The organism is Terrabacter lapilli (genome assembly GCF_039531305.1).
Classification (GTDB): domain Bacteria; phylum Actinomycetota; class Actinomycetes; order Actinomycetales; family Dermatophilaceae; genus Terrabacter; species Terrabacter lapilli.
In genome coordinates, this window is the sequence record NZ_BAAAPU010000006.1 from 59,051 (window position 1) to 85,096 (window position 26,046).

General features: G+C 72.1%; 25 protein-coding genes. 15 read left to right on the forward strand and 10 right to left on the reverse strand.

Annotation, left to right across the window (positions count from 1 at the left end; genetic code table 11):
• The 5 genes from ABD241_RS07655 to ABD241_RS07675 all read left to right on the forward strand — a co-directional run.
• Positions 1 to 357 (forward strand): ATP-binding cassette domain-containing protein (locus ABD241_RS07655; RefSeq protein ID WP_344060123.1); only part of this gene is annotated, 357 nt, incomplete at its 5' end.
• Between the two features lie 36 nt (positions 358 to 393).
• The gene (locus ABD241_RS07660) at positions 394 to 1,107 is read left to right on the forward strand and encodes a hypothetical protein (protein ID WP_344060126.1); all 714 of its coding nucleotides are present in this window, start codon (positions 394 to 396) and stop codon (positions 1,105 to 1,107) included.
• A gap of 85 nt (positions 1,108 to 1,192) precedes the next feature.
• Entirely contained in the window at positions 1,193 to 1,390 is a 198-nt protein-coding gene (locus tag ABD241_RS07665; protein WP_344060128.1) for a hypothetical protein, read from the forward strand.
• Positions 1,391 to 1,432: 42 nt separating this feature from the next.
• The gene (locus ABD241_RS07670) at positions 1,433 to 2,206 is read left to right on the forward strand and encodes an enoyl-CoA hydratase/isomerase family protein (protein WP_344060130.1); all 774 of its coding nucleotides are present in this window, start codon (positions 1,433 to 1,435) and stop codon (positions 2,204 to 2,206) included.
• A 120-nt stretch (positions 2,207 to 2,326) separates the two neighbouring features.
• A complete protein-coding gene (locus tag ABD241_RS07675; RefSeq protein WP_425580721.1) occupies positions 2,327 to 4,249 on the forward strand; it encodes an ABC transporter ATP-binding protein in 1,923 nt (640 codons plus the stop codon).
• Positions 4,250 to 4,267: 18 nt separating this feature from the next.
• Here the strand turns inward: ABD241_RS07675 and ABD241_RS07680 are convergent, their stop codons facing one another.
• Positions 4,268 to 5,065, reverse strand: a complete 798-nt coding sequence (locus ABD241_RS07680) for an SURF1 family cytochrome oxidase biogenesis protein (RefSeq protein ID WP_344060134.1) — start codon at positions 5,063 to 5,065, stop codon at positions 4,268 to 4,270.
• 33 nt (positions 5,066 to 5,098) lie between these two features.
• On the opposite strand from ABD241_RS07680, the gene moaA reads away from it, so the two are divergent.
• Both moaA and ABD241_RS07690 read left to right on the forward strand, forming a co-directional pair.
• Positions 5,099 to 6,121, forward strand: a complete 1,023-nt coding sequence (gene moaA / locus ABD241_RS07685; RefSeq protein WP_344060136.1) for a GTP 3',8-cyclase MoaA — start codon at positions 5,099 to 5,101, stop codon at positions 6,119 to 6,121.
• A 60-nt stretch (positions 6,122 to 6,181) separates the two neighbouring features.
• Positions 6,182 to 7,654 carry a carboxylesterase/lipase family protein gene (locus tag ABD241_RS07690; RefSeq protein ID WP_344060138.1) on the forward strand — a complete coding sequence of 491 codons (1,473 nt, stop codon included), beginning with the start codon at positions 6,182 to 6,184 and terminating at the stop codon, positions 7,652 to 7,654.
• Positions 7,655 to 7,679: 25 nt separating this feature from the next.
• Here ABD241_RS07690 and ABD241_RS07695 read toward each other — a convergent pair whose 3' ends face one another.
• Positions 7,680 to 7,928, reverse strand: a complete 249-nt coding sequence (locus ABD241_RS07695; RefSeq protein ID WP_344060140.1) for a hypothetical protein — start codon at positions 7,926 to 7,928, stop codon at positions 7,680 to 7,682.
• Positions 7,925 to 8,191 (reverse strand): DUF3099 domain-containing protein, encoded by a 267-nt coding sequence (locus tag ABD241_RS07700; protein ID WP_344060142.1) that lies wholly within the window; start codon positions 8,189 to 8,191, stop codon positions 7,925 to 7,927. Before ABD241_RS07700 ends, ABD241_RS07695 begins: the two co-directional genes overlap by 4 nt.
• 133 nt (positions 8,192 to 8,324) lie before the next feature.
• Between ABD241_RS07700 and fabG the strand changes: the two genes are divergently transcribed.
• The 3 genes from fabG (at position 8,325) to ABD241_RS07715 (ending at position 12,230) form a co-directional block, all read left to right on the forward strand.
• A complete protein-coding gene (gene fabG, locus ABD241_RS07705) occupies positions 8,325 to 9,059 on the forward strand; it encodes a beta-ketoacyl-ACP reductase (RefSeq protein WP_425580722.1) in 735 nt (244 codons plus the stop codon).
• A gap of 78 nt (positions 9,060 to 9,137) precedes the next feature.
• The gene (gene fabI / locus ABD241_RS07710) at positions 9,138 to 9,899 is read left to right on the forward strand and encodes an enoyl-ACP reductase FabI (protein WP_142221576.1); all 762 of its coding nucleotides are present in this window, start codon (positions 9,138 to 9,140) and stop codon (positions 9,897 to 9,899) included.
• Positions 9,900 to 9,938: 39 nt separating this feature from the next.
• The gene (locus ABD241_RS07715; RefSeq protein WP_344060146.1) at positions 9,939 to 12,230 is read left to right on the forward strand and encodes a tetratricopeptide repeat protein; all 2,292 of its coding nucleotides are present in this window, start codon (positions 9,939 to 9,941) and stop codon (positions 12,228 to 12,230) included.
• A 219-nt stretch (positions 12,231 to 12,449) separates the two neighbouring features.
• Here ABD241_RS07715 and cphA read toward each other — a convergent pair whose 3' ends face one another.
• The 5 genes from cphA to glgC all read right to left on the reverse strand — a co-directional run bounded on the left by cphA (position 12,450) and on the right by glgC (position 19,896).
• Positions 12,450 to 15,341 carry a cyanophycin synthetase gene (gene cphA / locus ABD241_RS07720; RefSeq protein WP_344060148.1) on the reverse strand — a complete coding sequence of 964 codons (2,892 nt, stop codon included), beginning with the start codon at positions 15,339 to 15,341 and terminating at the stop codon, positions 12,450 to 12,452.
• Between the two features lie 88 nt (positions 15,342 to 15,429).
• Positions 15,430 to 16,374 (reverse strand): cyanophycinase, encoded by a 945-nt coding sequence (locus tag ABD241_RS07725; protein WP_344060151.1) that lies wholly within the window; start codon positions 16,372 to 16,374, stop codon positions 15,430 to 15,432.
• Positions 16,375 to 16,383: 9 nt separating this feature from the next.
• Positions 16,384 to 17,640 carry a phosphoserine phosphatase SerB gene (gene serB / locus ABD241_RS07730; protein ID WP_344060153.1) on the reverse strand — a complete coding sequence of 419 codons (1,257 nt, stop codon included), beginning with the start codon at positions 17,638 to 17,640 and terminating at the stop codon, positions 16,384 to 16,386.
• A 136-nt stretch (positions 17,641 to 17,776) separates the two neighbouring features.
• A complete protein-coding gene (locus ABD241_RS07735; protein WP_344060155.1) occupies positions 17,777 to 18,643 on the reverse strand; it encodes an LLM class F420-dependent oxidoreductase in 867 nt (288 codons plus the stop codon).
• Entirely contained in the window at positions 18,640 to 19,896 is a 1,257-nt protein-coding gene (gene glgC / locus ABD241_RS07740; RefSeq protein WP_344060157.1) for a glucose-1-phosphate adenylyltransferase, read from the reverse strand. Before glgC ends, ABD241_RS07735 begins: the two co-directional genes overlap by 4 nt.
• A gap of 102 nt (positions 19,897 to 19,998) precedes the next feature.
• On the opposite strand from glgC, the gene glgA reads away from it, so the two are divergent.
• A complete protein-coding gene (glgA, locus tag ABD241_RS07745; RefSeq protein WP_344060159.1) occupies positions 19,999 to 21,201 on the forward strand; it encodes a glycogen synthase in 1,203 nt (400 codons plus the stop codon).
• Between the two features lie 31 nt (positions 21,202 to 21,232).
• On the opposite strand, the gene ABD241_RS07750 is transcribed toward glgA, so the two are convergent.
• Positions 21,233 to 21,964, reverse strand: a complete 732-nt coding sequence (locus ABD241_RS07750; RefSeq protein ID WP_344060161.1) for a PIG-L deacetylase family protein — start codon at positions 21,962 to 21,964, stop codon at positions 21,233 to 21,235.
• Between the two features lie 46 nt (positions 21,965 to 22,010).
• Here ABD241_RS07750 and ABD241_RS07755 point away from each other — a divergent pair, with 46 nt between their 5' ends.
• The gene (locus ABD241_RS07755; RefSeq protein ID WP_344060163.1) at positions 22,011 to 22,445 is read left to right on the forward strand and encodes a pilus assembly protein CpaE; all 435 of its coding nucleotides are present in this window, start codon (positions 22,011 to 22,013) and stop codon (positions 22,443 to 22,445) included.
• Here ABD241_RS07755 and ABD241_RS07760 read toward each other — a convergent pair whose 3' ends face one another.
• Positions 22,446 to 23,210 (reverse strand): hypothetical protein, encoded by a 765-nt coding sequence (locus ABD241_RS07760; protein WP_344060165.1) that lies wholly within the window; start codon positions 23,208 to 23,210, stop codon positions 22,446 to 22,448.
• Positions 23,211 to 23,271: 61 nt separating this feature from the next.
• On the opposite strand from ABD241_RS07760, the gene ABD241_RS07765 reads away from it, so the two are divergent.
• The 3 genes from ABD241_RS07765 (at position 23,272) to ABD241_RS07775 (ending at position 25,992) form a co-directional block, all read left to right on the forward strand.
• Positions 23,272 to 24,057, forward strand: a complete 786-nt coding sequence (locus ABD241_RS07765) for an ATP-binding cassette domain-containing protein (RefSeq protein WP_142221568.1) — start codon at positions 23,272 to 23,274, stop codon at positions 24,055 to 24,057.
• Positions 24,058 to 24,220: 163 nt separating this feature from the next.
• Positions 24,221 to 24,670 (forward strand): NfeD family protein, encoded by a 450-nt coding sequence (locus ABD241_RS07770; protein WP_344060167.1) that lies wholly within the window; start codon positions 24,221 to 24,223, stop codon positions 24,668 to 24,670.
• 134 nt (positions 24,671 to 24,804) lie between these two features.
• Positions 24,805 to 25,992: an SPFH domain-containing protein gene (locus ABD241_RS07775; protein ID WP_344060169.1), complete on the forward strand. Its 1,188-nt coding sequence runs from the start codon at positions 24,805 to 24,807 to the stop codon at positions 25,990 to 25,992.
• The last annotated feature ends 54 nt before the right edge of the window (positions 25,993 to 26,046 follow it).

The following is a 26,046-nucleotide window of genomic DNA, read 5'->3' on the forward strand; positions in this document are numbered from 1 at the left end:
CCCGACCTCGGCGAGACCGACGTGCGCAAGGTCCTCGGCTCGTTCCTCTTCTCGGGCGACGACGTGCAGAAGCCGGCAGGGGTGCTCTCGGGCGGCGAGAAGACGCGCCTGTCGCTCGCGATGCTCGTCGTCAGCTCGGCCAACGTCCTGCTCCTCGACGAGCCGACCAACAACCTCGACCCGGCATCGCGCGAGGAGATCCTCGGCGCGCTCAAGACGTACGAGGGCGCCGTGGTGCTCGTGACCCACGACGAGGGCGCGGTCGACGCCCTGGAGCCCGAGCGCATCCTGCTGCTGCCCGACGGCGTCGAGGACCTCTGGGGTCCGGACTACAAGGACCTCATCTCGCTCGCCTGAGCGCCCGTTCCCCGTCGGCGCCGCTACCTTTGCGCCATGACAACGAGCAAGCCGTCACGACGACTGAGCGGCACGCGCTCGAGCGCAGGGGAGAACCGCCTGTGGCCAGCCGCCGCGGTGGTCGCGGCGGCCGCCGTGTACGCGCTGCTGCCCGAGGGGCTGCTGCTCGGCCCCCGCCTGGTGATCCCCGCGGTCGAGCTCGCGCTGCTGGCGGCGCTCATGGTGGCCAACCCGCGACGGCTGGTGCGCCAGACGAGGTGGTCGCGAGCCGCCTCGATCACGCTGGCCTGCGTCATGATCGCCACCAACCTGGTGGCGCTCGGGATGCTCGTGCGCACCTTGACGGCCTCGGTCGGGGGCGGCAGCTCGCTGCTGCTCGCCGGGATGCAGGTGTGGCTGACCAACGTCATCGGCTTCGGGCTGCTCTTCTGGGAGATCGACCGGGGCGGGCCGGTGGCCCGCCGGACGCTGGGCCGGGAGCGGATCCCGCCGGCCGACTGGCGCTTCTCGCAGGACGAGAACCAGGACACCGTCACGGAGGTCGCCGCCACGTCGAGCGAGCGCAGCAACTGGCGCCCGGCGTTCATCGACTACCTCTATGTCTCGCTCACCAACTCGAGCGCCTTCAGCCCCACGGACACGATGCCGCTGTCTGCGAGGGCCAAGGCGCTGATGGGTCTGGAGGCCACGGCCGCACTGCTCACGTCGCTGCTGGTGGTGGCGCGGGCCATCGGGGCGCTCGGGCAGTGACGAGCACAGCCACATAACCTGTCGCTTTGGATCAGATAATGGACGGTTATTGAACGACTGCTGCCGCCCAGGCAGACTCTTCGCCATGCCGACCCAGCACCTCTCGTGCCCCCACTGCACGGGTGACGACCTGACGCCGTTCCCGGACCCGACCTCGGCGTGGTCGTGCCTGGACTGTGCGCGTGTCTTCCGGGTCGAGGTGGTGCAGCCGGCCTCGGTGACCGGCTGGGGGATCCTGCGCGCGGTCAGGCCGACGGTGACCGTCGGCGTGGCCGCTGCCTGAGCGCCTGGCGGCCCGGGCCTGACCGGCCGGTAGCCTGCGCCCATGACGCATCCGCACCTTCGGGTCGAGACCGACGGGCCCGTTCGCACCCTCACGCTCGACCACCCGGAGAAGCGCAATGCCCAGACGCCGTCGCTGTGGGCAGCGCTCGCCGAGGAGGCCCGCTCGCTCCCCGAGGACGTACGCGTCGTCGTCCTCCGCGGCGCCGGTGACGCCTTCTCGGCGGGCATCGACACGGCCATGTTCACCACTTCCGGCGTGCCGGGGGAGGAGAGCGTGGCCCAGCTCGCCGCCGGAGGCCCGAGGGCGATCCAGAGGGGGATCGCCGGCTACCAGCAGGGCTTCACCGCCTGGGCCGCGTGCCCGGCGGTGGTCGTGGCGCAGGTCCACGGCTACGCCATCGGTGCCGGTTTCCAGCTCGCGCTCGCCGCCGACCTGCGCGTCGCCGCCCTGGACGCGTGGTTCGCGATGCGCGAGACGAGCCTGGGGCTGGTCCCGGACCTCGGTGGCACCGGACCGCTCGTGCACCTCGTCGGCTACGCCCGTGCCCTCGAGATCTGCGCCACCGGGCGCAAGGTCTCCGCGCCCGAAGCCCACAGCATCGGGCTCGTCGGCTCGCTCGCCCCGGCGGCCGACCTCGAGGACGCGACCGGCTCGCTCGTCGACGCGCTGCTCGCCGCGCCGGCCCCGGCCCTCCGGGCGCTCAAGCCGCTGCTGCGGGGGGCCGTCGGGGGCGACCGGGAGGGCCAGCTCGCCCGCGAGCGGGAGGCCCAGACGGGGCTGCTGCAGGCGATGCTCGGGGGCCTCGGCGCCTGATCCCGCGCGTCCGGCACGTGTCGTGCTGGCCTCGTGCAGCGGTCCGGGGAATCGCTGTCGGTCCCTCGGGGTTGGATGGAGGGGACAACAGGAGGTCTGTGTATGGGCATGCAGCCGTGGATGGCGATGCGATCGATGTCGCGCGACTCGTCAGTGGCCGACCGGAGCCTCTCACCCGGCACCCGGCGCCGGGTCCTGACGTATGCCGCGCCCTACCGCTCGGCCATCATCACCTTCCTCGTGGTCGTGGTCATCGACTCCGTCCTGGTGGTCACCGTGCCGCTGCTGCTCAAGAGCCTCGTCGACGACGGCGTCATTCCCAAGGACTCCTCGGTCGTGGTGCGACTGGCGCTCGTCGTGGCCGGCATCGCGGTCGTGGACGCGTTGCTCACCGTGGTCTCCCGGTGGTACTCGGCGCGCATCGGTGAGGGACTCATCAACGACCTGCGCACCCAGGTCTTCGGGCACGTGCTGCGCCAGCCCATCGCCTTCTTCACCCGGGCCCAGACCGGGTCGCTGGTGTCGCGGCTCAACAACGACGTCGTCGGGGCGCAGCAGGCGTTCACCTCGGTCCTGTCCAACGTCGTCTCCAACATCGTCTCCGTCGTGCTCGTCGTCGGCGCCATGGTCGCCCTCTCCTGGCAGCTGACCCTCGGCTCGCTCCTGCTCGTCCCGCTCTTCCTCGTGCCGGCCAAGCTCATGGGCCGGCGCCTGGCCAGCCTGGCGCACCGCCAGATGACCCTCAACGCCGACATGGGCACGCGGATGACCGAGCGCTTCAACGTCGCGGGCGCCCTCCTCGTCAAGCTCTTCGGCAACCCCTCACGCGAGGAGGCCGAGTACGCCGAGCGCGCCGGGCGGGTCCGCGACGTCGGCATCCAGATCGCCCTCAACCGCACGCTCTTCATGGCCGCGCTCTCCCTGGTCGCCGCCCTGGCGACCGCGATGATCTACGGGTTCGGCGGTGTCATGGCGGTCAACGGAACGCTCTCCGTCGGCACGCTGCTCGCGCTGGCAGCCCTGCTGGCCCGCCTCTACGGCCCGCTGACCTCGCTGTCCAACGTGCGCGTCGACATCATGACCGCACTCATCTCGTTCGAGCGCGTCTTCGAGGTGCTCGACCTCGAGCCGCTCGTCAAGGAGCGCCCGGGCGCCGTGGCCCTGCCCGAGGGCCCGCTCGGCGTCGAGCTCGACCACGTGTCGTTCCGCTACCCGTCGGCCGACGAGGTCTCCCTCTCCTCCCTGGAGTCGGTGGCCTCCGGCGACCGCCGCGGCAGTGGTGTGGTGCTGCAGGACGTCTCCGTCACCGCACCGGCCGGCAGCCTCGTGGCGCTCGTGGGCCCCTCCGGCGCCGGCAAGACGACGCTCACCTCCCTCGTGTCACGGCTGTACGACCCGACCGACGGTGAGGTCCGGGTCGGCGGCACCGACCTGCGCGACGTGACCATGACCTCCCTGCGTGACCGGGTGGGCGTCGTCACCCAGGAGGCCCACCTCTTCCACGACACGATCCGCGCCAACCTGCTCTACGCCCGCCCTGACGCCACCGACGAGCAGATCCAGGCCGCCCTGCGCGCCGCGCAGATCAGCCAGCTCGTCGACGAGCTTCCCGAAGGCCTCGACACCGTGGTCGGCGACCGCGGGCACCGCCTCAGCGGTGGCGAGAAGCAGCGCCTGGCCATCGCCCGCCTGCTCCTCAAGGCACCCGACGTCGTGGTCCTCGACGAGGCGACTGCCCACCTGGACTCCGAGTCCGAGGTGGCGGTGCAGCGCGCGCTGGACGCAGCCCTGCAGGGCCGCACCTCCATCGTCATCGCCCACCGGCTCTCGACGATCCGCCAGGCCGACCTCATCGTGGTCATGGACCACGGACGCGTCGTCGAGACCGGCCGGCACGCGGAGCTGCTCGCGGCGGGTGGGCTCTACGCCGACCTGCACGCCACCCAGTTCGACGACCAGGCGGTCGGGCGCGCCCGGTCAACCGATGCGGTCAGCTCGGGCGACCTCGCCGAGCTCGGCACCGACGCCCTCGACCACGTGTGAGGCCGCCAGAGGACCCGGTCAGGCGTCCTCCTCGTCCCAGATGCGGACCTTCTTGGGCTTCGGCGCGGGGTACGGCCCGGCCTCCGACTCCCGGACGGCGGCGGCCTGTCGCCGGATGGCGAAGAAGACGAAGAGCACCCCGCCCGGCATGAACAGCCACCACTGGTAGGCGTAGGCCTGGTGCGGTCCCAGGTCCTCCTCGGGCCGGGGCAGCGGCTGCAGCGGATGGCCTGCCGAAGCGGCTGCAGGGGCCTGGCTGCCCAGCACGACGTAGGCGTCCACGCTGCTCAGCGACGGCACCTGGGCACGGGCGTCGGCGACGTTGATGCTGACCAGCTGCGGTCGCGGCACGTCACGCCCCAGGCTCACCTCCCCGGTGCGCAGCCAGCCCGTCACCCGGACCGGCCCGGTCGGTGGCGGGTCGACCGGCGGGATCGTCTCGGCGTTGGCGCCGTTGGGCACCCACCCCCGGTCGACGAGGATCGTCATGCCGCCGGTCCGCAGCGGCGTCAGGACCTCGAACCCGACCGTCTGGTTCAGCGTGCGGTTGCGGACGAGCAGGTCGCTGCCGGCGGCATACGTGCCGCTCACGGTGACGTGCGTCCACTGCCGTTCAGGCGTGAGCGGCTGCCCGACGAGCGCTGCCGAGAAGGGCAACGGGGTCGCGTCGTAGTTGCTGGCGATGGCGTCGACCTTGGTGCGCTGCTCGACATGGCGGTGCCACTGCCAGAGGCCGAGGTAGAAGCAGGCCACTCCGAAGACCACGGCGGCCAGGGTGCCGAGCAGCCAGCGCCGGGTCAGCCACAGTCGAAGCACCCAACGACGGTACCCCGGCCTAGAGTGGAGCCCATGACCCGCCTTCCCGACCCGAGCGTGCGACCGGCCGGACTGGCCGACCAGTTCGGTCGGGTGGCCCGCGACCTGCGAGTGTCCGTGACCGACCGGTGCAACCTGCGCTGCACCTACTGCATGCCTGCCGAGGGCCTGCCCTGGATGCCCAAGGCGGAGATGCTCACCGATGAGGAGCTGCTGCGCGTCATCGGCCTCTTCGTGCGCGACGGCGTCACCCAGGTCCGCCTCACCGGCGGCGAGCCGCTGCTGCGCCGGTCCCTCGTCGAGCTCGTCGCCGGCATCGCGGCCCTCGAGCCGCGACCGAGGATCGCGATGACGACCAACGGTGTCGGGCTCGAGCGGGTGGCCCGCGAGCTGAAGCAGGCCGGCCTCGACCGGGTCAACGTCAGCCTCGACACCATCGACTCGCAGACCTTCACCCAGCTGACCCGCCGCGACCGCCTCGGCGACGTCGAGGCCGGGCTCAAGGCGGCGGCCGATGCCGGCCTCACCCCGGTCAAGGTCAACGCCGTCGCCATGCGCGGCGTCAACGACGAGTCGGTCGCCGACGTCCTCGCGTGGTGCCTCGAGCGCGGCTACGAGCTGCGGTTCATCGAGCAGATGCCGCTCGACGCCCAGCACGCGTGGGACCGCAGTGACATGGTCACCGCCGACGAGATCCGCGAGCGCCTCTCCCGGCGCTGGGAGCTGACGCCGCTGCCCGCGGCCGAGCGGGGGAGCGCTCCGGCCGAGCGCTTCCTCATCGACGGTGGCCCCGAGACGGTCGGCATCATCGCGAGCGTCAGCGCCCCGTTCTGCGCCGCCTGCGACCGCACGCGCCTCACCGCCGACGGCCAGGTGCGCAACTGCCTCTTCTCCACCACCGAGACCGACCTGCGGGGGCCGCTGCGCGAGGGCGCCACCGACGACGAGCTCCTCGCGCTGATGCGCGGCGAGATGTGGCGCAAGCGGCGCGGACACGGCATCGGCGACCCCGGCTTCGTCCAGCCCGACCGGCCGATGTCGGCCATCGGCGGCTGACCCGACCACCAGGGGCCGCCCTCCCGGCCACCTGCCCGCGTCGGCTGGTTTGATGTGCCCATGGACCCCGTCGTGCGCGTCTCTGGTGGCCTTGTCCGCGGTGTGCAGCGGGACGGGGTGAACCGCTTCCTCGGGATCCCGTATGCCGCTCCGGCCGTCGGCGCCGACCGGTACCGCGCGCCCCGCCCCGTCGTGCCGTGGGAGGGGGAGCGTGCGGCGACCGAGCACGGCGCGACTGCCGCGCAGTCGGCATACCCCGCCCCGATGGACACCGTGCTCCCGAGCTCGGTCGACCCGGGTGACGACTACCTCAGCGTCAGCGTGTGGGCCCCCGAGGGGGCCCGGTCCCTGCCGGTCATGGTGTGGATCCACGGCGGCGCCTTCGTCCGCGGGGCGAGCTCGGTCGCCACCTACGACGGGACCGCGTTCGCCCGGGACGGCGTCGTGCTCGTGGGGATCAACTACCGCCTCGGGGTGCCGGGCTTCGCGGTCCTCGAGCGCGCACCGACGAACCTCGGGCTGCGCGACCAGGTGGCGGCGCTCGAGTGGGTGCGCGACAACGTCGCCGCCTTCGGCGGCAACCCCGACGACGTGACCGTCTTCGGGGAGTCCGCCGGTGGGATGAGCGTGGCGACGCTGATGGCCTCGCCGGCCGCCGAGGGCCTCTTCCACCGCGCGGTGGTCCAGAGCGGCGGCGGCACCGCGGTCTGCGCGCTCGAGGACGCCCGCAAGGTCAGTGCCGCCATCGCAGCCCATCTCGGCGTTCCGGCGACCGCCGAGGCTTTCGCGGAGCTCGACCCGGAGGCGGTCGTGGCCGCCCAGACGGCGATCGGACTGGCCATCCAGGCGGACCCCGACCCGGCCCGGTGGGGCGCCTCGGTGCTCCGCGGCGGGCTCGGCATCATGAGCCTCTTCCCGGTCGTCGACGGCGACATCGTCCCGGGCGTGCCCGAGGAGCGCATCGCGCAGGGCGCCGCAGCCGGCATACCGCTGCTCATCGGCACCACGCGCGACGAGTTCCGCCTCTTCCTCGTGCCCACGGGCGTCGCCGGTGGCATCACCCGTGAGATGCTCCCGGTGCTCGCCGCCCGCTACGGCTGGCCCGAGGGGGCTGTCGAGACGTATGCCGGGGGCCGGCCGGACGCCTCGCCCGGCGACCTCGTCTGCGCCATGCTGACCGACGCCGCCTTCCGGGCGCCGTCGGCGCGACTGGCCGCCGGCCACCACGCCGCAGGCGGGGCGGTCCAGGTCTACGAGCTGGACTGGGAGACCCCGGTAGCCGCACTGGGAGCCTGCCACGCGCTCGAGCTGGCGTTCGTCTTCGACAGCCTCGCCCGCGGAGCCCTCATGGCGGGGGAGGAGGCACCCCAGGAGCTGGCAGAGCAGATGCACCGCGCCTGGGTGGCCTTCGGGCGCGACGGCGACGCCGGGTGGCCGAGGTGGTCCCCGGAGCAGCCCGCCGTCATGGTCTTCGACGTGCCCTCCGGGGTCGTCGAGGGCCCACGTGCGGAGGAGCTGGCCGTCTGGGGCTGAGCCCCGCCGTCGGGCGTCGGGCGGCTCAGCCGTCGGCGTCGGTCAGCTGCTCGACCGGGACGACCTCGATGAGGAAGCCGCGCAGGGCGACGAAGTCGGCGAGGCTCGTCCGGTGCTCGTCGCAGGCGAGCCACACCTTGCGGCGGGCGGCGGTGTGCAACTTCGGGTTGTTCCACACCACCGCGTGACGCGCTGTCGCGCGGCAGCCCTTGGCGCTGCAGACGCGGTCGTCGCCGGTGCCCGGGAGGTCTGCCGACGGCTCGGCGGCGCTCACCGGCCGATGCGGTGCAGGTCGTCCTGCGGGGTCACCGACTGGAGGCTGCCCGGCTGCCGGGGGCTGACGGCGTTGGCGATGACGACGGCGACGTAGGGGATGAACACGGCCGCGAGCACGGCAGTCCAGCGCAGCCAGCCCGACGTGACGAAGACGAGGCCGAAGCAGGCGATGCGGATGCCCATCATCGTCAGGTAGCGCTTGATGCGCTTGTCCTGGTCGTCCGTCGTGGACGTGGGCGCCGAGGTGACGGAGTACACCACGGGTTGCTTCTTGGCTCTTGGCACCCTTCCACCATAAGCCTGTCGGCGCCGCGAACCGTGCGTGCTGTCTACCCTTCGGTAGTCCGTTAGGTTTCGGGGCAGGAAACCGCCGGACCGATGGAGGAACCCACCAGTGCCAACGACCGATCTGTCAGCGAACCAGGCGCGCAACGTGCTCGTGACCGGCGGCAACCGCGGCATCGGACTGGCCATCGCCAGGGCCTTCGTCGACGCCGGCGACAACGTCGTCATCACGCACCGGTCCGGCGAGCCGCCGGAGGGGCTGCAGGGCGTCACGTGCGAGGTCACCGACTCCGCCTCCGTCGACGCCGCCTTCACGGCTGCCGAGGAGATCTTCGGTGGCCCCGTGGAGGTGCTCGTCGCCAACGCCGGCATCACCCGCGACACCCTCCTGATGCGGATGAGCGACGACGACTTCGACTCGGTCATCGACACCAACCTCGCCGGTGCCTTCCGCTGCGCCCGCCGCGCCGTCACCGGCATGATCCGCAAGCGCCGCGGTCGCATCGTGCTCATCAGCAGCGTCGTCGGGCTCTACGGCTCGCCCGGCCAGGCGAACTACGCGGCCTCCAAGTCCGGCCTCGTCGGCCTCGCGCGCTCCATCTCGCGCGAGCTCGGCGGTCGCGGCATCACGGCCAACGTCGTGGCCCCCGGGTTCATCGAGACCGAGATGACCGCCGTGCTGCCCGAGGAGCAGAAGAAGGCCTACCTCGCCACCATCCCCGCCGGCCGCTTCGCCACGCCCGAGGAGGTCGCCTCCGTCGTGCGCTTCGTCGCGAGCGACGACGCCGCCTACGTCACCGGCGCCGTGATCCCCGTCGACGGCGGCCTCGGCATGGGGCACTGACCCCGCCACACGGCATACGTACGCCGCTCGCGCCCCTGCGCGGTCACGCGCACCCCCACACACGAGAAAGTCGCAGGCATGGGAATCCTCGAAGGCAAGAAGCTCCTCATCACCGGCGTCCTGATGGACAGCTCGATCGCGTTCCACGTCGCGAAGATCGCGCAGGAGGAGGGCGCCACCGTCGTCCTCACCTCGTTCGGACGGACGATGCGGATCACCCAGACGATCGCCAAGCGGCTGCCCGAGACGCCCGCCGTCATCGAGCTCGACGTCGCGGACCAGGAGCACCTCGACACGCTCGCGGAGCGCCTCCGCGAGCACGTCGACGGGCTCGACGGCGTGCTGCACTCGATCGGCTTCGCGCCGCAGGGTGCCTTCAACTTCCTCGAGGGCACGTGGGAGGACGTCTCCACCGCGCTGCAGATCTCGGCCTACAGCCTCAAGTCCCTCGCCGTCGCGACGCTGCCCCTGATGTCCGAGGGCGGCTCGGTCGTGGGCCTCACCTTCGACGCGAAGTTCGCCTGGCCGGTCTACGACTGGATGGGGGTGGCCAAGGCCGCCTTCGAGTCGACCAACCGCTACCTCGCGCGTGACCTGGGCCCGAAGAACGTGCGCTGCAACCTCGTGGCCGCCGGCCCGATCCGCACCACGGCGGCCAAGTCGATCCCGGGGTTCGAGCAGTTCGAGCAGGTCTGGGACGAGCGCGCGCCGCTCGGCTGGGACGTCAACGACGCGGTGCCGGCCGCCAAGGCCTGCGCAGCCCTGCTGTCGGACTGGTTCCCGGCCACGACCGGCGAGATCGTGCACGTCGACGGCGGCGTCCACGCCATGGGGCAGTGACTGCGCGGCCCCTCGCGCCTGCTCGCTAGAGTCCTCCCCATGCCTGACCCCGGGAACGAGTCCAGCGCCCTCACGACGCCTCCTCGGTCGGGCGCCCGAGCCGCAGAGGGCGGCGAGCGCGTCGACGGTGTGGCGGTCGACCGGGTTCGGGTCGGCGAGGTGCGGGTGCTCGACGGGCCCAACCTCTACTTCTCCCGGCCGGCGATCAAGGTCATCCTCCACCTGCCGGGCTACCTCGAGCTGCGCCGCACCGAGGCAGAAGCGCTGGCCCGCCGGCTCGGGCTGCGCTCGGCCCGTCCCGGCAAGCGGGGGACGGCGCTGCGCCAGCGCTTCGTCATGCGCGTGCTGCGCACCGTCATGCGCCGGCTCGGCACCGAGATCGGCGCCGGGCGCCTGGGCGTGCGCGTGCGCGCGGGCCAGACGGTCCAGGACGTCGTGCTGGCCTTCCCGTGGATTCACCGGACACGGGGCCGGGTCGCCGGTGAGCAGGTGGGCGTCGTCATGGCCGGGCTGCTCGACCCGTCGCGCCGGGCGGACGAGGTCATCGAGGCGGCGGCGGCCGTCATCCTGGCCGCACCCGACGGGCCCGGACCCAGCGTGCTGACGCCCGCCGTCCCCGTCGCCTCCGTCACCGGCACCAACGGCAAGACCACGACGACGCGTCTCATGGCGCACATGTGCATGGCGGCCGGCCTGACGACGGCCTGGAGCTCGACCGACGGCATCGTCGTGATGGGGGAGACCAAGGAGGAGGGCGACTTCTCCGGGCCGGCCGGCGCCCGAGGCGTGCTCGAGACGCCGGGCCTCGACATCGGCATCCTCGAGACGGCCCGCGGCGGGATGCTCCTCAAGGGCATGGGCGTCACCGCGAACGACGTCAGCGTGGTCACGAACGTCAGCGCCGACCACCTGGGGCTGCAGGGCATCGACACCCTGGACCAGCTTGCGGAGGTCAAGGCCATCGTCACGACGGTCACCAAGCCGCAGGGCTGGGTCGTGCTCAACGGCGACGACCCCCGGGTGTGGGCCATGCACTCCGGCATCAAGGCCAAGCCGTGGGCGTTCAGCCTCGACCCGGCGTCACCGGCCCTGTGGGAGTCGATCAACGCCGGTGGCCGGGGCATCACGGTGCTCGACGGGGAGATCGTGGTCCTCTCGCCCAACGGCGACCCGGACCGGCTCGTCAAGATCGTGGACGTGCCGATGACCCTGAGCGGGCTCTCGCGCAACAACATCGCCAACGCGCTCGCGGGCGCGGCGGCCGCCCTCGGTCTGGGAGTGCCGCGCTCGGCCGTCGTCGAGGGCCTGCGCACGTTCGCGCCCGACCCGGAGCACAACTGGGGGCGGCTCAACACCTACACCCTGCCGCTGCCCGGCGGCGGCAAGGCCACGGTCATCATGGACATGGCCCACAACGAGGCCGGCCTCGAGGCGCTGCTGGAGGTCGCGCGTGGCCTCGCCGCGCCCGGTGGCGCCGTCCGGCTCGGTCTCGGCTGCGCCGGTGACCGCGCCGACGAGGCCATCATGGCCATGGGCGAGATCGCCGGTCGCGGCGCGGAAGAGGTCGTGCTCAAGATCGCCGAGCACTACCTGCGCGGGCGACGGCCGGAGGACCTGCTCGGGCTCTTCCGCGACGGGCTCGCGAAGGTCGGGGTCCTCGACGTCCCCGACCACGACACCGAGCTCGCGTCGCTGCAGGCGCTCGTGCCGCACGCCCTCGACGGTGACGTCATCGCGCTGATGTGCCATGCGGAGCGCACCGAGGTCGACCACTGGATCCGCGAGCACGGCGGCACGGTGGACGACGCCCGCACCATCCGGCGCAAGGTCGTCGCGGCCCGCGGCGAGCACGAGCTCGAGGCAGAGCTCGCCGCGCTCTGGTCCATGGACGACGAGCGGGCCCGGGTGGAGGCGGCGCAGGCGCTCGTGGAGGACCACCCCGGTGACGCGCGGCTCCTCTTCGAGCTCGCCGGGGCCAAGGACGCGATGGGCGACGAACGACCCGCCATCGACCTGTACGAGCAGGCCATCGCGAGAGGGCTGCGCGAGCCGTACCGGCACCGCGCCCAGCTGCAGCTCGCCTCGAGCCTGCGCGTCGTCGGTCGTGCCGGGGAGGCTCTGCCGCTCCTCGACGACGTCCTCGCCACCCGTCCGCACCACCCGGCCGCCCTCATGCTGCGCGCTCTCGTGCAGGCCGACCTGGGCCAGGAGCGTCAGGCGGTCGCCGACCTCATCCGTGGCAGCCTGGAGGCGACGACCGACGTGGAGACGCAGTCCTACCGTCGGGCACTGCGGGCGTACGCCGACGAGCTCGCCCCCGCAGCCGACTGACCCGTCGGACCGCCGGCCCGCGCGGACTGCTCCGGACTGCACCAGCCGGCATACGCAAGCGCGCCACGGCGCACTTTCAGCCCGGTTTCGGGCCCACTTCCGACTGAGAGCGCGCCGTGGCGCACTTTCAACCGGGATTCGAGTCCGGAGGCAGCCGAAAGTGCGCCGTGGCGCACTCTCGGCCGCCGGGAAGGGACGCGGGACGCCCGGGCGCGGCGGTCAGACGGCCGTGTCGTCGAGCGCCACCGGCTGGGCCTCCGGGGGAACGGTCGCCAAGGCCTCGCCCTCGGCCTCGTCGCCCTCGGCCTCTGCCGTCTCGGTGAGGGTGCTCGGGTCGAGGTCGGGGTCGCTCGTGGGCGCGGCCGGGTTGCCGGTGCGGGCACCGGCCTGGGCGTGCTTGGTCCGCTCCTCCAGCTCGGCGACGACCATCGAGTGCTGGTCGACGCACAGGACCACCAGGTCGGTGGGGTTGGTGCGGGCCAGCACGTGCCGCGTGGCCTCCAGCTCGTCGAGCACGATCTCGACCTGGCGGCAGCGGGCGCCCTCCTGCATGGCGGTACGCGCGCCCTCGGCGACGAGAGCCGCGGCCTCGCCGGGCTTGCGGCCCCGCAGCCGCGCGTCCTCCCGGACCACGAGGACGTCGAAGTGCTGGGCGGCGACGGCGCCGAGCTCGCGTATGTCGTCGTCGCGGCGGTCGCCCGCGGCGCCGATCATGCCGATGCGCGACATGCGCGCCAGGTCCGACTGGCCCTGCTTCTGCTCGGCGTAGCGGTCGACGAACTCGCCGAGCTCCTTCATGCCCGCGGCGTTGTGGCAGTAGTCGACGAAGACGTCGGCGTTGCCGACCTGGACGAGGTTGAGGCGCCCAGGGGAGAGGTAGTACGTCGTGGCGAAGGTGCGCAGGCCCTGGCGGATGTCGTGCAGCGGGGCGCCCCCGGCGAAGGCGGCACCGGCTGCGGCCAGCGCGTTGGCGATGTTGAAGCGGGCGGCGCCCCCGAACGTCGCCGGGAGCAGGTGCGTCCACGCGAGCTGCATGCTGCGCCGGCCGTGCTTGATGACGATCATCTCGCCGCGGTCGCTCGGCTCGAGCACGACAGCGCGGCCGCCACGACGGCAGTAGTCGTCGACGAACTCGCGGACCTCGCTGCCGGGCTCGGCCATCGAGAACCACACGATGCCGCCGGAGCACCGGCGGCGCATGTTGCGCACGTGCGGGTCGTCGGCGTTGAGCACGGCGAAGCCGTCGCGTGGCACGGCCTCGACGATGACGGCCTTGACGTCCGCGAGCTGTCGCAGCGTGTCGATGCCCTTCATGCCGAGGTGGTCGGGAGCGATGTTCGTGACGACGGCGATGTCGTTGCGGTCGTAGCCCAGGCCCTCACGCAGGATGCCGCCCCGGGCGACCTCCATGACGGCGAAGTCGACGCGGGGGTTCTGCAGGACCATCCGCGCGGAGCGGGGCCCCGAGGCGTCGGCCTTGATCACGAGCCGCTCGTCGATGACGACCCCGTCGGTCGAGGTCATCCCGACCTTGCGCCCCAGGCCCTTGAAGATGTGGGCGATCATCCGTGCGGTCGTGGTCTTGCCGTTGGTCCCGGTCACCGCGACGATCGGCACGCGCGACTGGGTGCCCGGCGGGAAGAGCAGGTCGACGACCGGCTTGGCGATGAACTGCGGCTCGCCGACGGTCGGGTGGGTGTGCATGCGGAAGCCCGGCGCGGCGTTGACCTCGCAGATCGCGCCGCCCGTCTCGCGCACCGGGTAGGTGATGTCGGGGCAGATGAAGTCGATGCCCGCCACGTCGAGTCCGACGATGCGAGCGGCCTCCTCGGCGATCTCGACGTTGTCGGGGTGCGCGTCGTAGGTGCGGTCGATCGAGATGCCGCCGGTCGACATGTTGCCGGTGAGGGCGAGCTTGACCATCTCGCCCTCGGGCGGGACCGACTCGAGACTGTGCCCCTGCCCGGCCAGGACCTCGAGGGCGTTGGCGTCGACCTTGATCTTCGTCAGCACCTTCTCGTGGCCGACCCCGCGGCGGGGGTCGGCGTTCGTGATGTCGACGAGCTCAGCCACGGTGTGCGTGCCGTCGCCGATGACGTGCGCCGGCACGCGCTCGGCGATCGCCTGCATGCGGCCGCCGACGATGAGGCAGCGGTAGTCGCGCCCGGTGACGAAGGACTCGACGACCACGATCCCGCGGCGCGACTGCGCCTTGGCGATGTCGTATGCCTTCTCCACCTCCTCGTCGCTCTGCAGGTCGAGACACACGCCGCGGCCGTGGTTGCCGTCGAGCGGCTTGACCACGACCGGGAAGCCGATGCGGCGGGCCGCCTCGAGCGCGCCCCGCTGGGTGCGCACGGCCTCCTGCTTCGGCACGGGGAGGCCGGCCGAGCCGAGCAGCTTGGTGGTGAGGTCCTTGTCGCCGGCGATGTCGACGGCCAGCGCGCCCGTCTTCGAGGTCATCGTCGCGCGGATCCGCTGGGCGTGCACGCCCTGGCCGAGCTGCACGAGGGAGGCGGAGTTGAGGCGGATGTAGGGAATGTCGCGGGACGCCGCCTCCTCGAGGATGGCAGAGGTCGAGGGGCCGAACGCGACCCGCTCGGCCTGGCGCAGGAAGGCGTTGAGCTCGGCCTCGAAGTCGAAGCCGTCCTCGGCGTCGACGAGGTGGTTGATGAGGCGGACGGCCAGCTTCCCGGCGGCGACGCCGACGGTCTCGTCGGTGTAGCTGTAGATGACGTTGTAGCGGCCCGTCTCGCCCTTGACCGCGCGGGTCTTGCCCCGGCGGGAGTCGTGGCCGGCGAGGGTCTGCAGCTGCAGGGCGACGTGCTCGGCCACGTGCCCGAGCCAGGTGCCCTCGCGCAGCCGCTCGATGAACCCACCCCGACGGCCCCGCGAGCAGGTGTGTCGGTCGAGGCCCGGCACGAGCTCGATGAGCTGGTCGGTGAAGCCGGGGAGCGAGACGGTCGGGTACTCCTCGAGGCTGCCGAGGTCGACGACGAGGTGGATGGCCTGCTGGTAGGACCAGACGTTGGGGCCGCGGTAGATCCGGGTCTCGAGGATCTTCAGGTCCGGGCGGGCCGGTCCTGTGGGGGTGGGTACCTCGACGGCCATGGATCTCCTCCTACGGGGTCGCTGGGTCGCGCCGGACGGCGCGCCCTCGACCGTTGCTGCGGTGCTGTGGTGCGCTGGGCGTGCGGACTCAGCGAGCGGCGTTGCTCGCCGAGGCCGCCGTTCGAACCTTGGCCGGGACGACCGCCCCCTCGACATCCGGGTGGCGTTCGACGAAGGCGGTCAGCTCGACGTGGTCGAGGTCGAAGGTACTGCCCGTGGGCAGTGAGTGCACCACCGCGCCGGAGACGAGCAGCGGGGCTCCGCGCCGGGCGTCCGGTGCGTCGGTGATGGCGTTGCGGGCATTGACGACGAAGATCGACCCGGCCCCGAGGACCGTCATGACCCGGCCACCCCGGATCTCACCGGCGGTGTTCTCGTCGATGCCCATGCCGAGCAGGTTGGGGGAGGCCGCGACCATCGACATGAGCCGGCCGTAGCGCCCGCGCTGGTCGAAGTGCTGGTCGATGATGATGTCCTCGACGAGGCCGAGACCGGCCGAGACCTGGCTGGCGCGCTGCCGCGGCGTCAGGCCCTCCTCGCCGAGCGAGATCATGAACCGGCTCATGATCGAGGCGCCGGCCGACGTGCCTGCGACGACCGCGCCGCGCTGGTAGGCCCGGACGACGGCGTCGCCCACCGGGGTGCCGACGATGTTCTGGGCGAGCTTGACCTGGCTGCCGCCGGTGAGGAAGACGCCGGTCGCGGCGTCGAGCGCCTCGACCATGGCGGCGTCGTTCGCGTCGCGCCGCGTGGCCGGGTGCACGACGGTCATCTCGCCGCCGCGCAGGCGGGTGAAGACGTCGCGATAGGACTCCGAGACCTCCTCGGCGAACGAGGACGCGGTCGGGATGAGGACGATGTGCCCGCGGTGCCCACCGGAGAGCTTGACGAAGCGCTTGAGCACGACCGAGCGGCCGATCCGGTCCTCGGCGCCGCCGATGACGAGCAGGGTGCGGCGCACGTCCGATCCCGTGAGACCCGAGCCGGAGGGGCCCGGGCCGGTGGGGCTGGACGAGGGAGCCACGGTCTGCATCGCGCCAGCCTAGTGACGGCCGTGCGGCACCGGCGGAGCCTGGGTCGGCGTGCCGTCGTCCAGATCGGCCTGCTCGATCTCGTCGCGGGAGATGCCGAGCAGGTAGAGCACCGAGTCGAGGTAGGGCACGTTGACCGACGTCTGCGCCTGTTCCTGCACGATCGGCTTCGCGTTGAAGGCGACCCCCAGGCCCGCGAGGTCCAGCATGTCGAGGTCGTTGGCGCCGTCGCCGATGGCGACCGTGCGGCTCAGCGGCAGCCCCTCCCGCTCGGCGAACTCGCGGAGCGCCTGCGCCTTCCCCGCGCGGTCGACGACGGCACCGACGACCCGGCCGGTGAGGTGGCCGTCCTCGATCTCGAGCCGGTTGGCGCGGGCGTGGTCGATGCCGAGGTCCTCGGCGAGCCTGCCGACGATCTCGATGAACCCGCCGCTGACGAGGCCCACGGTGAAGCCGAGCCGCTTGAGCGTGCGCACCAGCGTGCGGGCACCGGGAGTGAGCTGGACGGCCTCGCGCACGTCGTCGAGCACGCTCGCGGGCAGCCCGGCGAGCGTGGCCACCCTCGCCCGCAGCGACTCCTCGAAGTCGAGCTCCCCGGCCATCGCGCGCGCGGTGACCTCGGCCACCTCCGCCTCGCGGCCGCAGTGCGCGGCGAGCAGCTCGATGACCTCCTGCTGGATGAGCGTCGAGTCCACGTCGAGGACGACGAGCCGTCGCCCGCGACGGGCGAGGCCGCCCGGGGCCACGGCGATGTCGATGCCCTCGGTGGTCGAGACGAGCGCCAGCTCGGTGCGCAATGACGGCACGTCGGCCCCGGAGATGTCGAACTCGACCGTCGTGACGGGGTAGCGGGAGAGGCGGCGGATGCGGTCGATGTTGGCGCCGTGCTCGGCGATCCGCGACGTGACCTTGGAGACGGCGCTCGCGCGCAGGGGAGCGCCGAGGACCACGACGGCGGCCCGGCCCTGCCGGGAGCGGGCGTTGTCCCCGCTTCCCTCGACGACGGTCAGCGTGACCCCGAGCCGGTGAGCCGCAACCGCTGCGGCGTCGCGCAGCTGCTCGACCTGGTCGCCGGGGCGCAGCAGCACGGTCAGCGTCAGGTGGCCCTGGACGGCGACCTGCTGGATGTCGAGGACCTCCGCCCCGAAGCCGGACAGGGCGCCGAGGAGCGTCCCGGTCACGCCGGGCCGGTCGTCGCCCGTCACGGTGACGCTGAGCGTGTGGAAGTCCGGTCCGTCGGTGCTTGCATCGGTGTGGGCGTCGGTCACCCGGATCAGGGTAGTGACGGCACGGTGACGCCCGTCGCACCTTCCGGCATACGGCCCGTGCGTCGCAGCCCGAGGGCGTATGCCGTCCCGCCCGTCACGCTCGGACCGCGCCGTTCGGTGTCGGCGGGTGGGGCGCTCAGCCGGGCAGGGCCTGCGTCCGGGACCGGCGCGCGTTGACCTCGTCGCGCCACTGGACCAGGTCGCGCACCCGCGCCAGGTCCGGGTCGGCCGCGGCCACGCTGGCCGTGAAGAGCCGGGTGCCGACGGCATACAGCTGGTCGGCGTTGCTCGCGTAGTCGCCGGTCTGGTCCGGGTTGCGCCCGGGCACGAAGGCCACGCCGGCGGAGCGCTCGATCTCCAGCGGGTCGCGGCCACGGCGGGCGCACCACTCGTCGAGGACCCGGTGCTTGTGGGCGATCTCCTGGGGCTCGCCGAAGCCGTGCCAGATGTCGGCGTGCTCGGCGACGATCCGGAGCGTCTTCTTCTCACCACCGCCCCCGATGAGGATCGGGATGTCCCGGGTCGGGGGAGGGTTGAGGCGCGTCCACCGGTCGCGGATGACGGGCAGGTCGCGCGCGAGGTCGTCGAGTCGCCCTCCGGCAGTGCCGAACTCGTAGCCGTACTCGTCGTAGTCGAGCTGCGCCCAGCCGGACCCGATGCCGAGGACGAGCCGTCCGCCGCTGATGTGGTCGACGGTGCGGGCCATGTCGGCGAGCAGGTTCGGGTTGCGGTAGCTGTTGCAGGTGACGAGGGCGCCGATCTCGACCGACTCGGTGGACTCTGCCCAGGCGCCGAGCATCGTCCAGCACTCGAAGTGCAGGCCACCACGGTCGCCGCTGAGCGGGAAGAAGTGGTCCCAGTTGAGGAGCAGATCGACGCCCAGCTCCTCGAGCGTCGCTGCGGTGCGGCGGATCTGGGCCCAGGTGGCGTGCTGCGGCGGCACCTGGATCCCGACCCGGGCCGGCCGCGGGTCGCCCGCGCTCGCCGGCAGCGTGTCGGTCATCGGGTGACGACCTGGCCCTTGCCGACGACCACGATGCCGGTCTCGGTCACGTGCAGCCCTCTGGCGCGGTCGTGCTCGTGGTCGATGCCGATCTGGCAGCCCTCCGGGATCACGACGTTCTTGTCGATGATGGCGCGCCGGATCTGCGCGTGGCGGTGGACCTCGACGCCGTCGAGCAGCACCGAGCCCTGGATGCTGGCGTACGAGTGCACCTTGACCAGCGGCGAGAGCACCGAGGCGTAGATGTGGGCGCCCGAGACGACGACGCCGGGCGAGACGGCCGAGTTGAGCGCCTCGCCGATGCGGTCGCCGCTGCCGTGGACGAACTTCGCCGGCGGGTAGGGGCTGTGGCTCGTGTAGATGGGCCACTCGTAGTTGTAGAGGTTGAAGACCGGGTGGATCGAGATGAGGTCCATGTGGGCGTCGTAGTACGACTCGATGGTGCCGACGTCGCGCCAGTAGCCGCGGTCGCGCTCGGTGGCGCCGGGCACCTCGTTGTCCTTGAAGTCGTAGACGCCGGCCTCGCCGCGACCGACGAAGTAGGGCACGATGTCGCCGCCCATGTCGTGGTTGGAGTCGGTGTCGTGGTCGGTGGTGACGGCCTCCTCCAGCGCCGAGGCGGTGAAGACGTAGTTGCCCATGGAGGCCAGCACCTCCTCGGGGTTGTCGGGCAGGCCCTTGGGGTCGCTGGGCTTCTCGAGGAACGCGGCGATCCGGGTCGGGTCGTCGTCGTCGACCTCGATGACGCCGAACTGGTTGGCGAGCGAGATCGGCTGCCGGATGGCGGCCACGGTGCATCCGGCGCCCGACTCGATGTGCTGCTCGACCATCGCGCTGAAGTCCATGCGGTAGACGTGGTCGGCGCCGACGACCACGACGATGTCGGGCCGCTCGTCGTGCATCAGGTTGAGGCTCTGGTAGATCGCGTCGGCGCTGCCGAGGTACCAGTTCTTGTCGACGCGCTGCTGGGCCGGCACGGTCGTCACGTAGTTGCCGAGGAGCGTCGACATGCGCCACGTCTTGGTCACGTGCGCGTCGAGGCTGTGCGACTTGTACTGCGTCAGCACGACGACCTGCAGGTAGCCGGAGTTGACGACGTTGGACAGGGCCAGGTCGATGAGCCGGTAGATGCCGCCGAACGGCACCGCCGGTTTGGCCCGGTCGGCGGTGAGCGGCATCAACCGCTTGCCCTCACCACCGGCGAGCACGATCGCGAGGACTTTCGGACCAGCGGCTGGGCTTCGTCGGGCCATGCACGCCACCCTAGGGCAGCGGTCGCCGCCGGGGCAGCGTCGGCGCGGAACATGGACAAGACGTCACTGTCCGGGCGACCTGTGCGGCACTAGGGTCGACCCGTGCGAGTCGACATCCTCAGCAAGGAGTACCCGCCCGCGATCTACGGAGGGGCAGGGGTCCACGTGGCCGAGCTCGTCCGCGCACTGCGGGCCCGCGGCGACCTTGACGTGCAGGTGCGCTGCTTCGGCGCGCCGCGCGACGAGGCCGGCACGACGGCATACGCCGACCTGCCCGAGCTGGCGGGCGGCAACGCCGCGCTGCAGACCCTGGGGGTCGACGTCAGCATGGCGGGGGACTGCGTCGGTGCCGACCTTGTGCACTCGCACACGTGGTACGCCAACATGGCCGGCCACCTCGCCTCGTTGCTCGGCGGCATGCCGCACGTCGTCACCGCGCACTCGCTCGAGCCGATGCGACCCTGGAAGGCCGAGCAGCTGGGCGGTGGCTACCGCGTGTCCTCGTGGGCCGAGCGCACGGCGTACGAGGCCGCGGCCGCCGTCGTCGCGGTCAGCGCAGGCATGCGTGAGGACATCCTCCGGAGCTATCCGTCCCTCGATCCGTCGCGAGTTCACGTGGTGCACAACGGGATCGACTCGCAGCTGTGGTCGGCGGACCGCTCCGCCGAGGCCACCGACATCGTGCGTCGTCACGGCGTCGACCCCGACAGGCGGTCGGTCGTCTTCGTCGGGCGCATCACCCGCCAGAAGGGTCTGCCCTACCTCCTCCGCGCGTGTGCGCAGCTGCCGCCCGACGTCCAGCTGGTCCTCTGTGCCGGCGCCCCTGACACGCCGGAGATCCTCGCCGAGGTGGAGGGCCTGATGGGCGAGCTGCGGAAGCAGCGCGAGGGGGTCGTGTGGATCCCCGACATGCTGCCCCGCAACGAGGTGATCGCACTGCTCAGCCACGGCACCGTGTTCGCGTGCCCGTCGGTCTACGAGCCGCTCGGCATCGTCAACCTCGAGGCGATGGCGTGCGAGCTGGCCGTCGTGGCGACCGCGACCGGCGGCATCCCCGAAGTGGTCGTCGACGGCGACACCGGCTGGCTCGTGCCGATCGAGCAGGTGCAGGACGGGACCGGCACACCCGTCGACCCCGACCGGTTCGTGGCGGACCTCGCCGCAGCACTGACCGACGCCGTCTCGGACGTCGACCGGGCGCGGGCATACGGCCGGGCCGGGCGGCAGCGCGCCGTCGACTCCTTCTCGTGGTCGTCCATCGGCGACCGCACGCTCGAGGTCTACCGGTCGGTGCTCGGCGCCTGAGCGGCCGCGCTGCGCCTTGCCGCTCGGGCGCTCAGCCGACGAGGCGACCCGTCAGCGAGTACGCCACGCCCACGACCTCGGCCGGTCCGCCCAGCATCTGCCCCAGCAGCTCGGCCGGCTTCGGGTAGTCCGGCCCCAGAGCGGTCAGGTAGGCGTCATGGGCCGACAACGAGGCGACAGCGGCGTCGAAGTGGTCCGAGACGTCGACGAAATGGGTCGGTTCCGGGTCGGCGCAGACGAGGATCCTCGCCACCTGCCACGGCTCGTGGCCCTCGTCGACGAGCTCGGGGAAGATCCAGCGGTTGCCCGCGTCGGCCCTGGCGTCGACGACGGCCAGCCCCACGGCGCGGTGGTCGGCCTGGTTGACCGCGCCGCCGGAGAACCGGTCGGCGTAGGTCATGGTGACGAGCAGGTCCGGTCGGCGGATCCTGATCTCCCGGGCGATGGCGCGCCGCAGCGGCAGCCCGTGCTCGACCACGCCGTCGTGGAAGCCGTCGAGGAACTCGACGACCTCGACCCCGACCCGCGCCGCGCCGTCCCGCTCCTCCTGCTCGCGCAGCGCAGCCGCCTCCGACGGCGGCACGGTGTCGATGCCTGCCTCACCACGGGTGACGAGGAGGTAGGTCACGGTCTTGCCGGCCCGCACCCACCGGTCGACCGCTGCTGCCGCGCCGTACTCGAGGTCGTCGGGATGTGCCACGACGCACAGCACCCTCGTGAAGGTGGTCTCGTCCAGAGGCTCCAGCGTCGGCTGTTCCGTCATGCGCCGAATCTAGGGTCTCTTGGCGATGTCCCGGGCGGATGTGACCATGGGAGACATGCTGACCATCGAGCTCGCCCGCCGGCTCACCGATGCCGGGCTGACCTGGGAGCCGGTGTCCGGCGACCGCTTCGTCGTGCCCGTCAAGGGGATGGAGGAGGACGTCTTCGTCATCAGCGAGATCACCGTCGACGTGCACCACTTCTCCACGGGCGACGTCATCGGCTTCAACGGCACGACCGAGTGGGCGCTCGACAGCGTGGAGCAGGACAAGGTCGTCTGGCTGCCCCGCGAGGACCAGCTGCGCGACCTGCTCGGCGACGCGTTCGTCGCGCTCGAACAGCTCGAGGGAGGGTATGCCGTGTCGGTCCGCGCGCCGTCGGGCGCGGTCGAGCGCCACGCCGACATCGACGCCGAGCGGGCCTACGCCCGTGCCCTCATCGCCCGGCTGGAGGCCGCCGCCGCGCGCGACGAGAGCGCGTAGTCAGGCCGGGCGCCAGCCGGCGATCGACATCACCGCGACGTTCGTCGCGTCGGCGAGGGCCGAGTCGGCGTCGGCCGCGAGGTCACGGAGCAGCCGGGACCGGGCCGCCGTGGTGCCGGCGTCGAGGCCCCCGGAACCGAGCGAGGTGAGGCTGCTCGTGCGGTGGGCGAGTCGCGAGAGGTTGGCCGCGAGCGACATGATCCGCAAGGCCCGTCCGGACGTGGTCGTCGGGATGCCCCAGAGCGCCGTGTCCAGGTCGGCCTGCGCCTCGGCACGAGCCTGGTCACCCCACGGGTGACCTCCGACCGCCTCGAAGCCGGCCGTGTGCTCGCGCATCCGCGACATCAGCTCCCGCTCGATCTCGCGCAGGTCGAGCATCTCCATCCGGTGCCGCGGCAGGGGATCGGCCTCGTAGGCCGTCCATTCGGCGCGGAAGCCCACGTCGCCTTCCGGGCCGTACTCGGACAGGGTCGGCACGAGCACGCCGCCGATCCCGGCGACGAACACGCACTCGCCCGCGTCGGCAGCGTGCGCGGTGGCCTCGGCCGAACCACGCGGCATACGGCTGAGGTCGCCGGGACGGGGGAGCGCCACGAAGAGCGCGCGCTCCCCGAGGTCGCGCCACACGTCGAGCCGGGCGAGGTCGCCGGCCACGTGGTCGAGGTCGGGGAAGGCCCGCGCCAGGGCGTCGGTCGTGGCCAGGTCGCCTCGCCACGAGGCCGTGACCCAGAGCGCGAGCCGGACGGACGCGGGCAGCTCAGGCACCACGCCATCGTAAGGGCGCGCCCGGACGGCGACTCGAACGAGCGTGCCATAGGGTCGAGCCATGAGTGACGTCCTCGCCTTCGCCGGAGTCACCGTGCGCCGCGGTGCCACGACGCTGCTCGACGACATCACCTGGGAGGTGGAGGAGGGCGAGCGCTGGGTCGTGCTGGGCGCCAACGGAGCCGGCAAGACCACGCTCCTTCAGATCGCCGCGGCACGGATGCACCCGTCGTCCGGTGTGGCGGGCGTCCTCGGGGAGGTCCTCGGCGCGGTCGACGTCTTCGAGCTGCGGCCGCGGATCGGCCTGGCCAGCTCCTCGATGGCCGAGCGCATCCCGGGCGACGAGCTCGTCGGCAACGTCGTCGTCACCGCCTCCTACGGCATCATCGGCCGGTGGCGCGAGACCTACGACCACGTCGACTACGTCCGCGCCATGGAGCTGCTCAAGGCCCTCGGCGCCGACCACCTCGCCGACCGCACCTTCGGAACGCTGAGCGAGGGCGAGCGCAAGCGCGTCCAGATCGCCCGGGCGCTCATGACCGATCCCGAGCTCATGCTCCTCGACGAGCCCGCCGCCGGGCTCGACCTCGGGGGCCGCGAGGACCTCGTGCGCCGGCTCGGCGAGCTGGCCGCCGACACCGAGGCGCCGGCCATGGTGCTGGTCACCCACCACGTCGAGGAGATCCCGCCGTCGTTCACCGACGTGCTGATGATCCGCGACGGCAGGGTCGTCGCGGCGGGCCCGATCCCGCTGACCCTCACGGCCGAGAACCTCAGCGCGACGTTCGGCCTGCCGCTGGTCCTCGAGCAGCGCGGCGAGCGCTGGACCGCGCGCGCCGAGTCCTGACCGCAACCTCGGCCAAGGCGAAGGCCGGGGCCCACGCGCCCGGACCCCCTTCTCGATCCGTAGGTTCCCGCAGGGAACTGAGAGACAATCGAGAACGTCACACAAGTGACGCACGGGACGTCGGTGTCCAGCGCCGACGCGAACGAAGGCAGGGTGGGGTCACGTGTCCGGAGGGCAGGCGTGGATGGTCTGGCTGGGCGTCGCCCTGGTCCTCGTGGCCATCGAGACCGTCACGGTCGACTTCACCTTCCTCATGCTCGCCGGCGGAGCTGCCGGAGGCGCCATCGCCGCTGCGGTCGGCGCTCCTCCCGTCGTCCAGGCCATCGTCGGCGGCCTCGTCGCCATCGCCCTGCTGGCCATCGTGCGTCCGTGGCTCAAGAAGCGCTTCACCGCCACGAACGCGCCGCAGCTCATGGGCGCGGCGGCCAACGTCGGTCGCTCGGCGATCGCCATCGACCGGGTCAACCCCGCCGGCGGACAGGTCAAGCTCGCCGGTGAGACGTGGTCCGCCCGAACGCTCGGTGACGACATCGAACCCGGCGAGGAGGTCGTCGTCGACTCGATCGAAGGAGCGACAGCCATCGTGCGGCGGGCCCACGTCGTCGGCTCCTAGAGCCCCGGTGGCGGGCGCCGGACCGCCGTCACCTCCAACAGTTTCCAAGCATCGAGCGGGTCGCCCGACCCGCCCGCACCAACCGTGGCTCCTCGGGGGAGCCCGGACCGCACAGGGAGAAGGTCGAGAAGGTCGTGGACCCGGTAATCATCGTTCCCATACTCATCGTGGTGGTGGCAGCCATCCTCGTGCTGCGCACGGTCCGCATCGTGCCGCAGCAGACGGCCCAGATCGTCGAGCGGCTCGGCGGCTACAACAAGACACTGACGCCAGGCATCCACTTCCTCGTCCCCTTCGTCGACAAGGTGCGCGCCAACATCGACCTGCGTGAGCAGGTCGTCTCGTTCCCGCCGCAGCCCGTCATCACGTCGGACAACCTGGTCGTGAGCATCGACACCGTCATCTACTACTCGGTCATCGACGCCAAGGCTGCGGTCTACGAGATCGCCAACTTCATCCAGGGCATCGAGCAGCTGACGGTCACGACGCTGCGCAACGTCATCGGCTCGCTCGACCTCGAGCAGACCCTGACGAGCCGCGACCAGATCAACGGCCAGCTGCGCGGTGTCCTCGACGAGGCCACCGGCAAGTGGGGCATCCGCGTCAACCGCGTCGAGCTCAAGGCCATCGACCCGCCACACTCGGTGCAGGACTCGATGGAGAAGCAGATGCGCGCCGAGCGCGACCGCCGCGCCGCGATCCTCACGGCCGAGGGCGTCAAGCAGTCCGCGATCCTGACCGCCGAGGGCGAGAAGCAGAGCCAGATCCTGCGGGCCGAGGGCTCGGCCCAGGCCCGCATCCTCGAGGCCCAGGGCCAGGCTCGAGCCATCCAGCAGGTGTTCTCCGCGATCCACCGCGGCAAGCCGACCCAGAAGCTGCTCGCCTACCAGTACCTCCAGGTGCTGCCGCAGATCGCCCGCGGCGACTCCAACAAGATGTGGATCGTGCCGTCCGAGCTGACGGATGCCCTGAAGGGCATCGGGAACGCGCTGGGCGGGTCCGAGGCCCGCACCAGCGAGGACGACGACGAGTCGTGGGTGCAGACCACCGACGCGCAGGAGGACGCCTTCGCCGAGACGATCCTCGAGGACTCCGCGAAGGCGCTCGCCGAGGCCCGCGACCAAGCCGCGGCCGCGAGTGCGGAGTCGACCGAGCCGCTCATGCGAGCGCACTCGGCCACGCGGACCAGTGCTGGCGTGCCGCCGCTGCCTGCCGCCGCACCGCCCGTCCTGCAGGACGCGGCGCCCGTCGACCCGCCGGCCGCGCCCGCCGTGCCGGCGGCCCTTCCGGAAGCCGACCCGGAGCCGCCCGTCACGCGCTGAGCCGACGGCGCCGGACGGCATACGTACGCCCGGTGGTTCCAGTGCCCGAGATGC

Excerpts from the sequence above, each read along its gene's own strand:
- ABD241_RS07660 (WP_344060126.1), top strand. The coding sequence starts at position 394 with ATGACAACGAGCAAGCCGTCACGACGACTGAGCGGCACGCGCTCGAGC.
- ABD241_RS07665 (WP_344060128.1), top strand. The coding sequence starts at position 1,193 with ATGCCGACCCAGCACCTCTCGTGCCCCCACTGCACGGGTGACGACCTG.
- ABD241_RS07670 (WP_344060130.1), top strand. The coding sequence starts at position 1,433 with ATGACGCATCCGCACCTTCGGGTCGAGACCGACGGGCCCGTTCGCACC.
- ABD241_RS07675 (WP_425580721.1), top strand. The coding sequence starts at position 2,327 with ATGGCGATGCGATCGATGTCGCGCGACTCGTCAGTGGCCGACCGGAGC.
- moaA (WP_344060136.1), top strand. The coding sequence starts at position 5,099 with ATGACCCGCCTTCCCGACCCGAGCGTGCGACCGGCCGGACTGGCCGAC.
- ABD241_RS07690 (WP_344060138.1), top strand. The coding sequence starts at position 6,182 with ATGGACCCCGTCGTGCGCGTCTCTGGTGGCCTTGTCCGCGGTGTGCAG.
- fabI (WP_142221576.1), top strand. The coding sequence starts at position 9,138 with ATGGGAATCCTCGAAGGCAAGAAGCTCCTCATCACCGGCGTCCTGATG.
- ABD241_RS07715 (WP_344060146.1), top strand. The coding sequence starts at position 9,939 with ATGCCTGACCCCGGGAACGAGTCCAGCGCCCTCACGACGCCTCCTCGG.
- cphA (WP_344060148.1), bottom strand. The coding sequence starts at position 15,341 with ATGGCCGTCGAGGTACCCACCCCCACAGGACCGGCCCGCCCGGACCTG.
- ABD241_RS07725 (WP_344060151.1), bottom strand. The coding sequence starts at position 16,374 with ATGCAGACCGTGGCTCCCTCGTCCAGCCCCACCGGCCCGGGCCCCTCC.
- ABD241_RS07735 (WP_344060155.1), bottom strand. The coding sequence starts at position 18,643 with ATGACCGACACGCTGCCGGCGAGCGCGGGCGACCCGCGGCCGGCCCGG.
- glgC (WP_344060157.1), bottom strand. The coding sequence starts at position 19,896 with ATGGCCCGACGAAGCCCAGCCGCTGGTCCGAAAGTCCTCGCGATCGTG.
- ABD241_RS07750 (WP_344060161.1), bottom strand. The coding sequence starts at position 21,964 with ATGACGGAACAGCCGACGCTGGAGCCTCTGGACGAGACCACCTTCACG.
- ABD241_RS07755 (WP_344060163.1), top strand. The coding sequence starts at position 22,011 with ATGGGAGACATGCTGACCATCGAGCTCGCCCGCCGGCTCACCGATGCC.
- ABD241_RS07765 (WP_142221568.1), top strand. The coding sequence starts at position 23,272 with ATGAGTGACGTCCTCGCCTTCGCCGGAGTCACCGTGCGCCGCGGTGCC.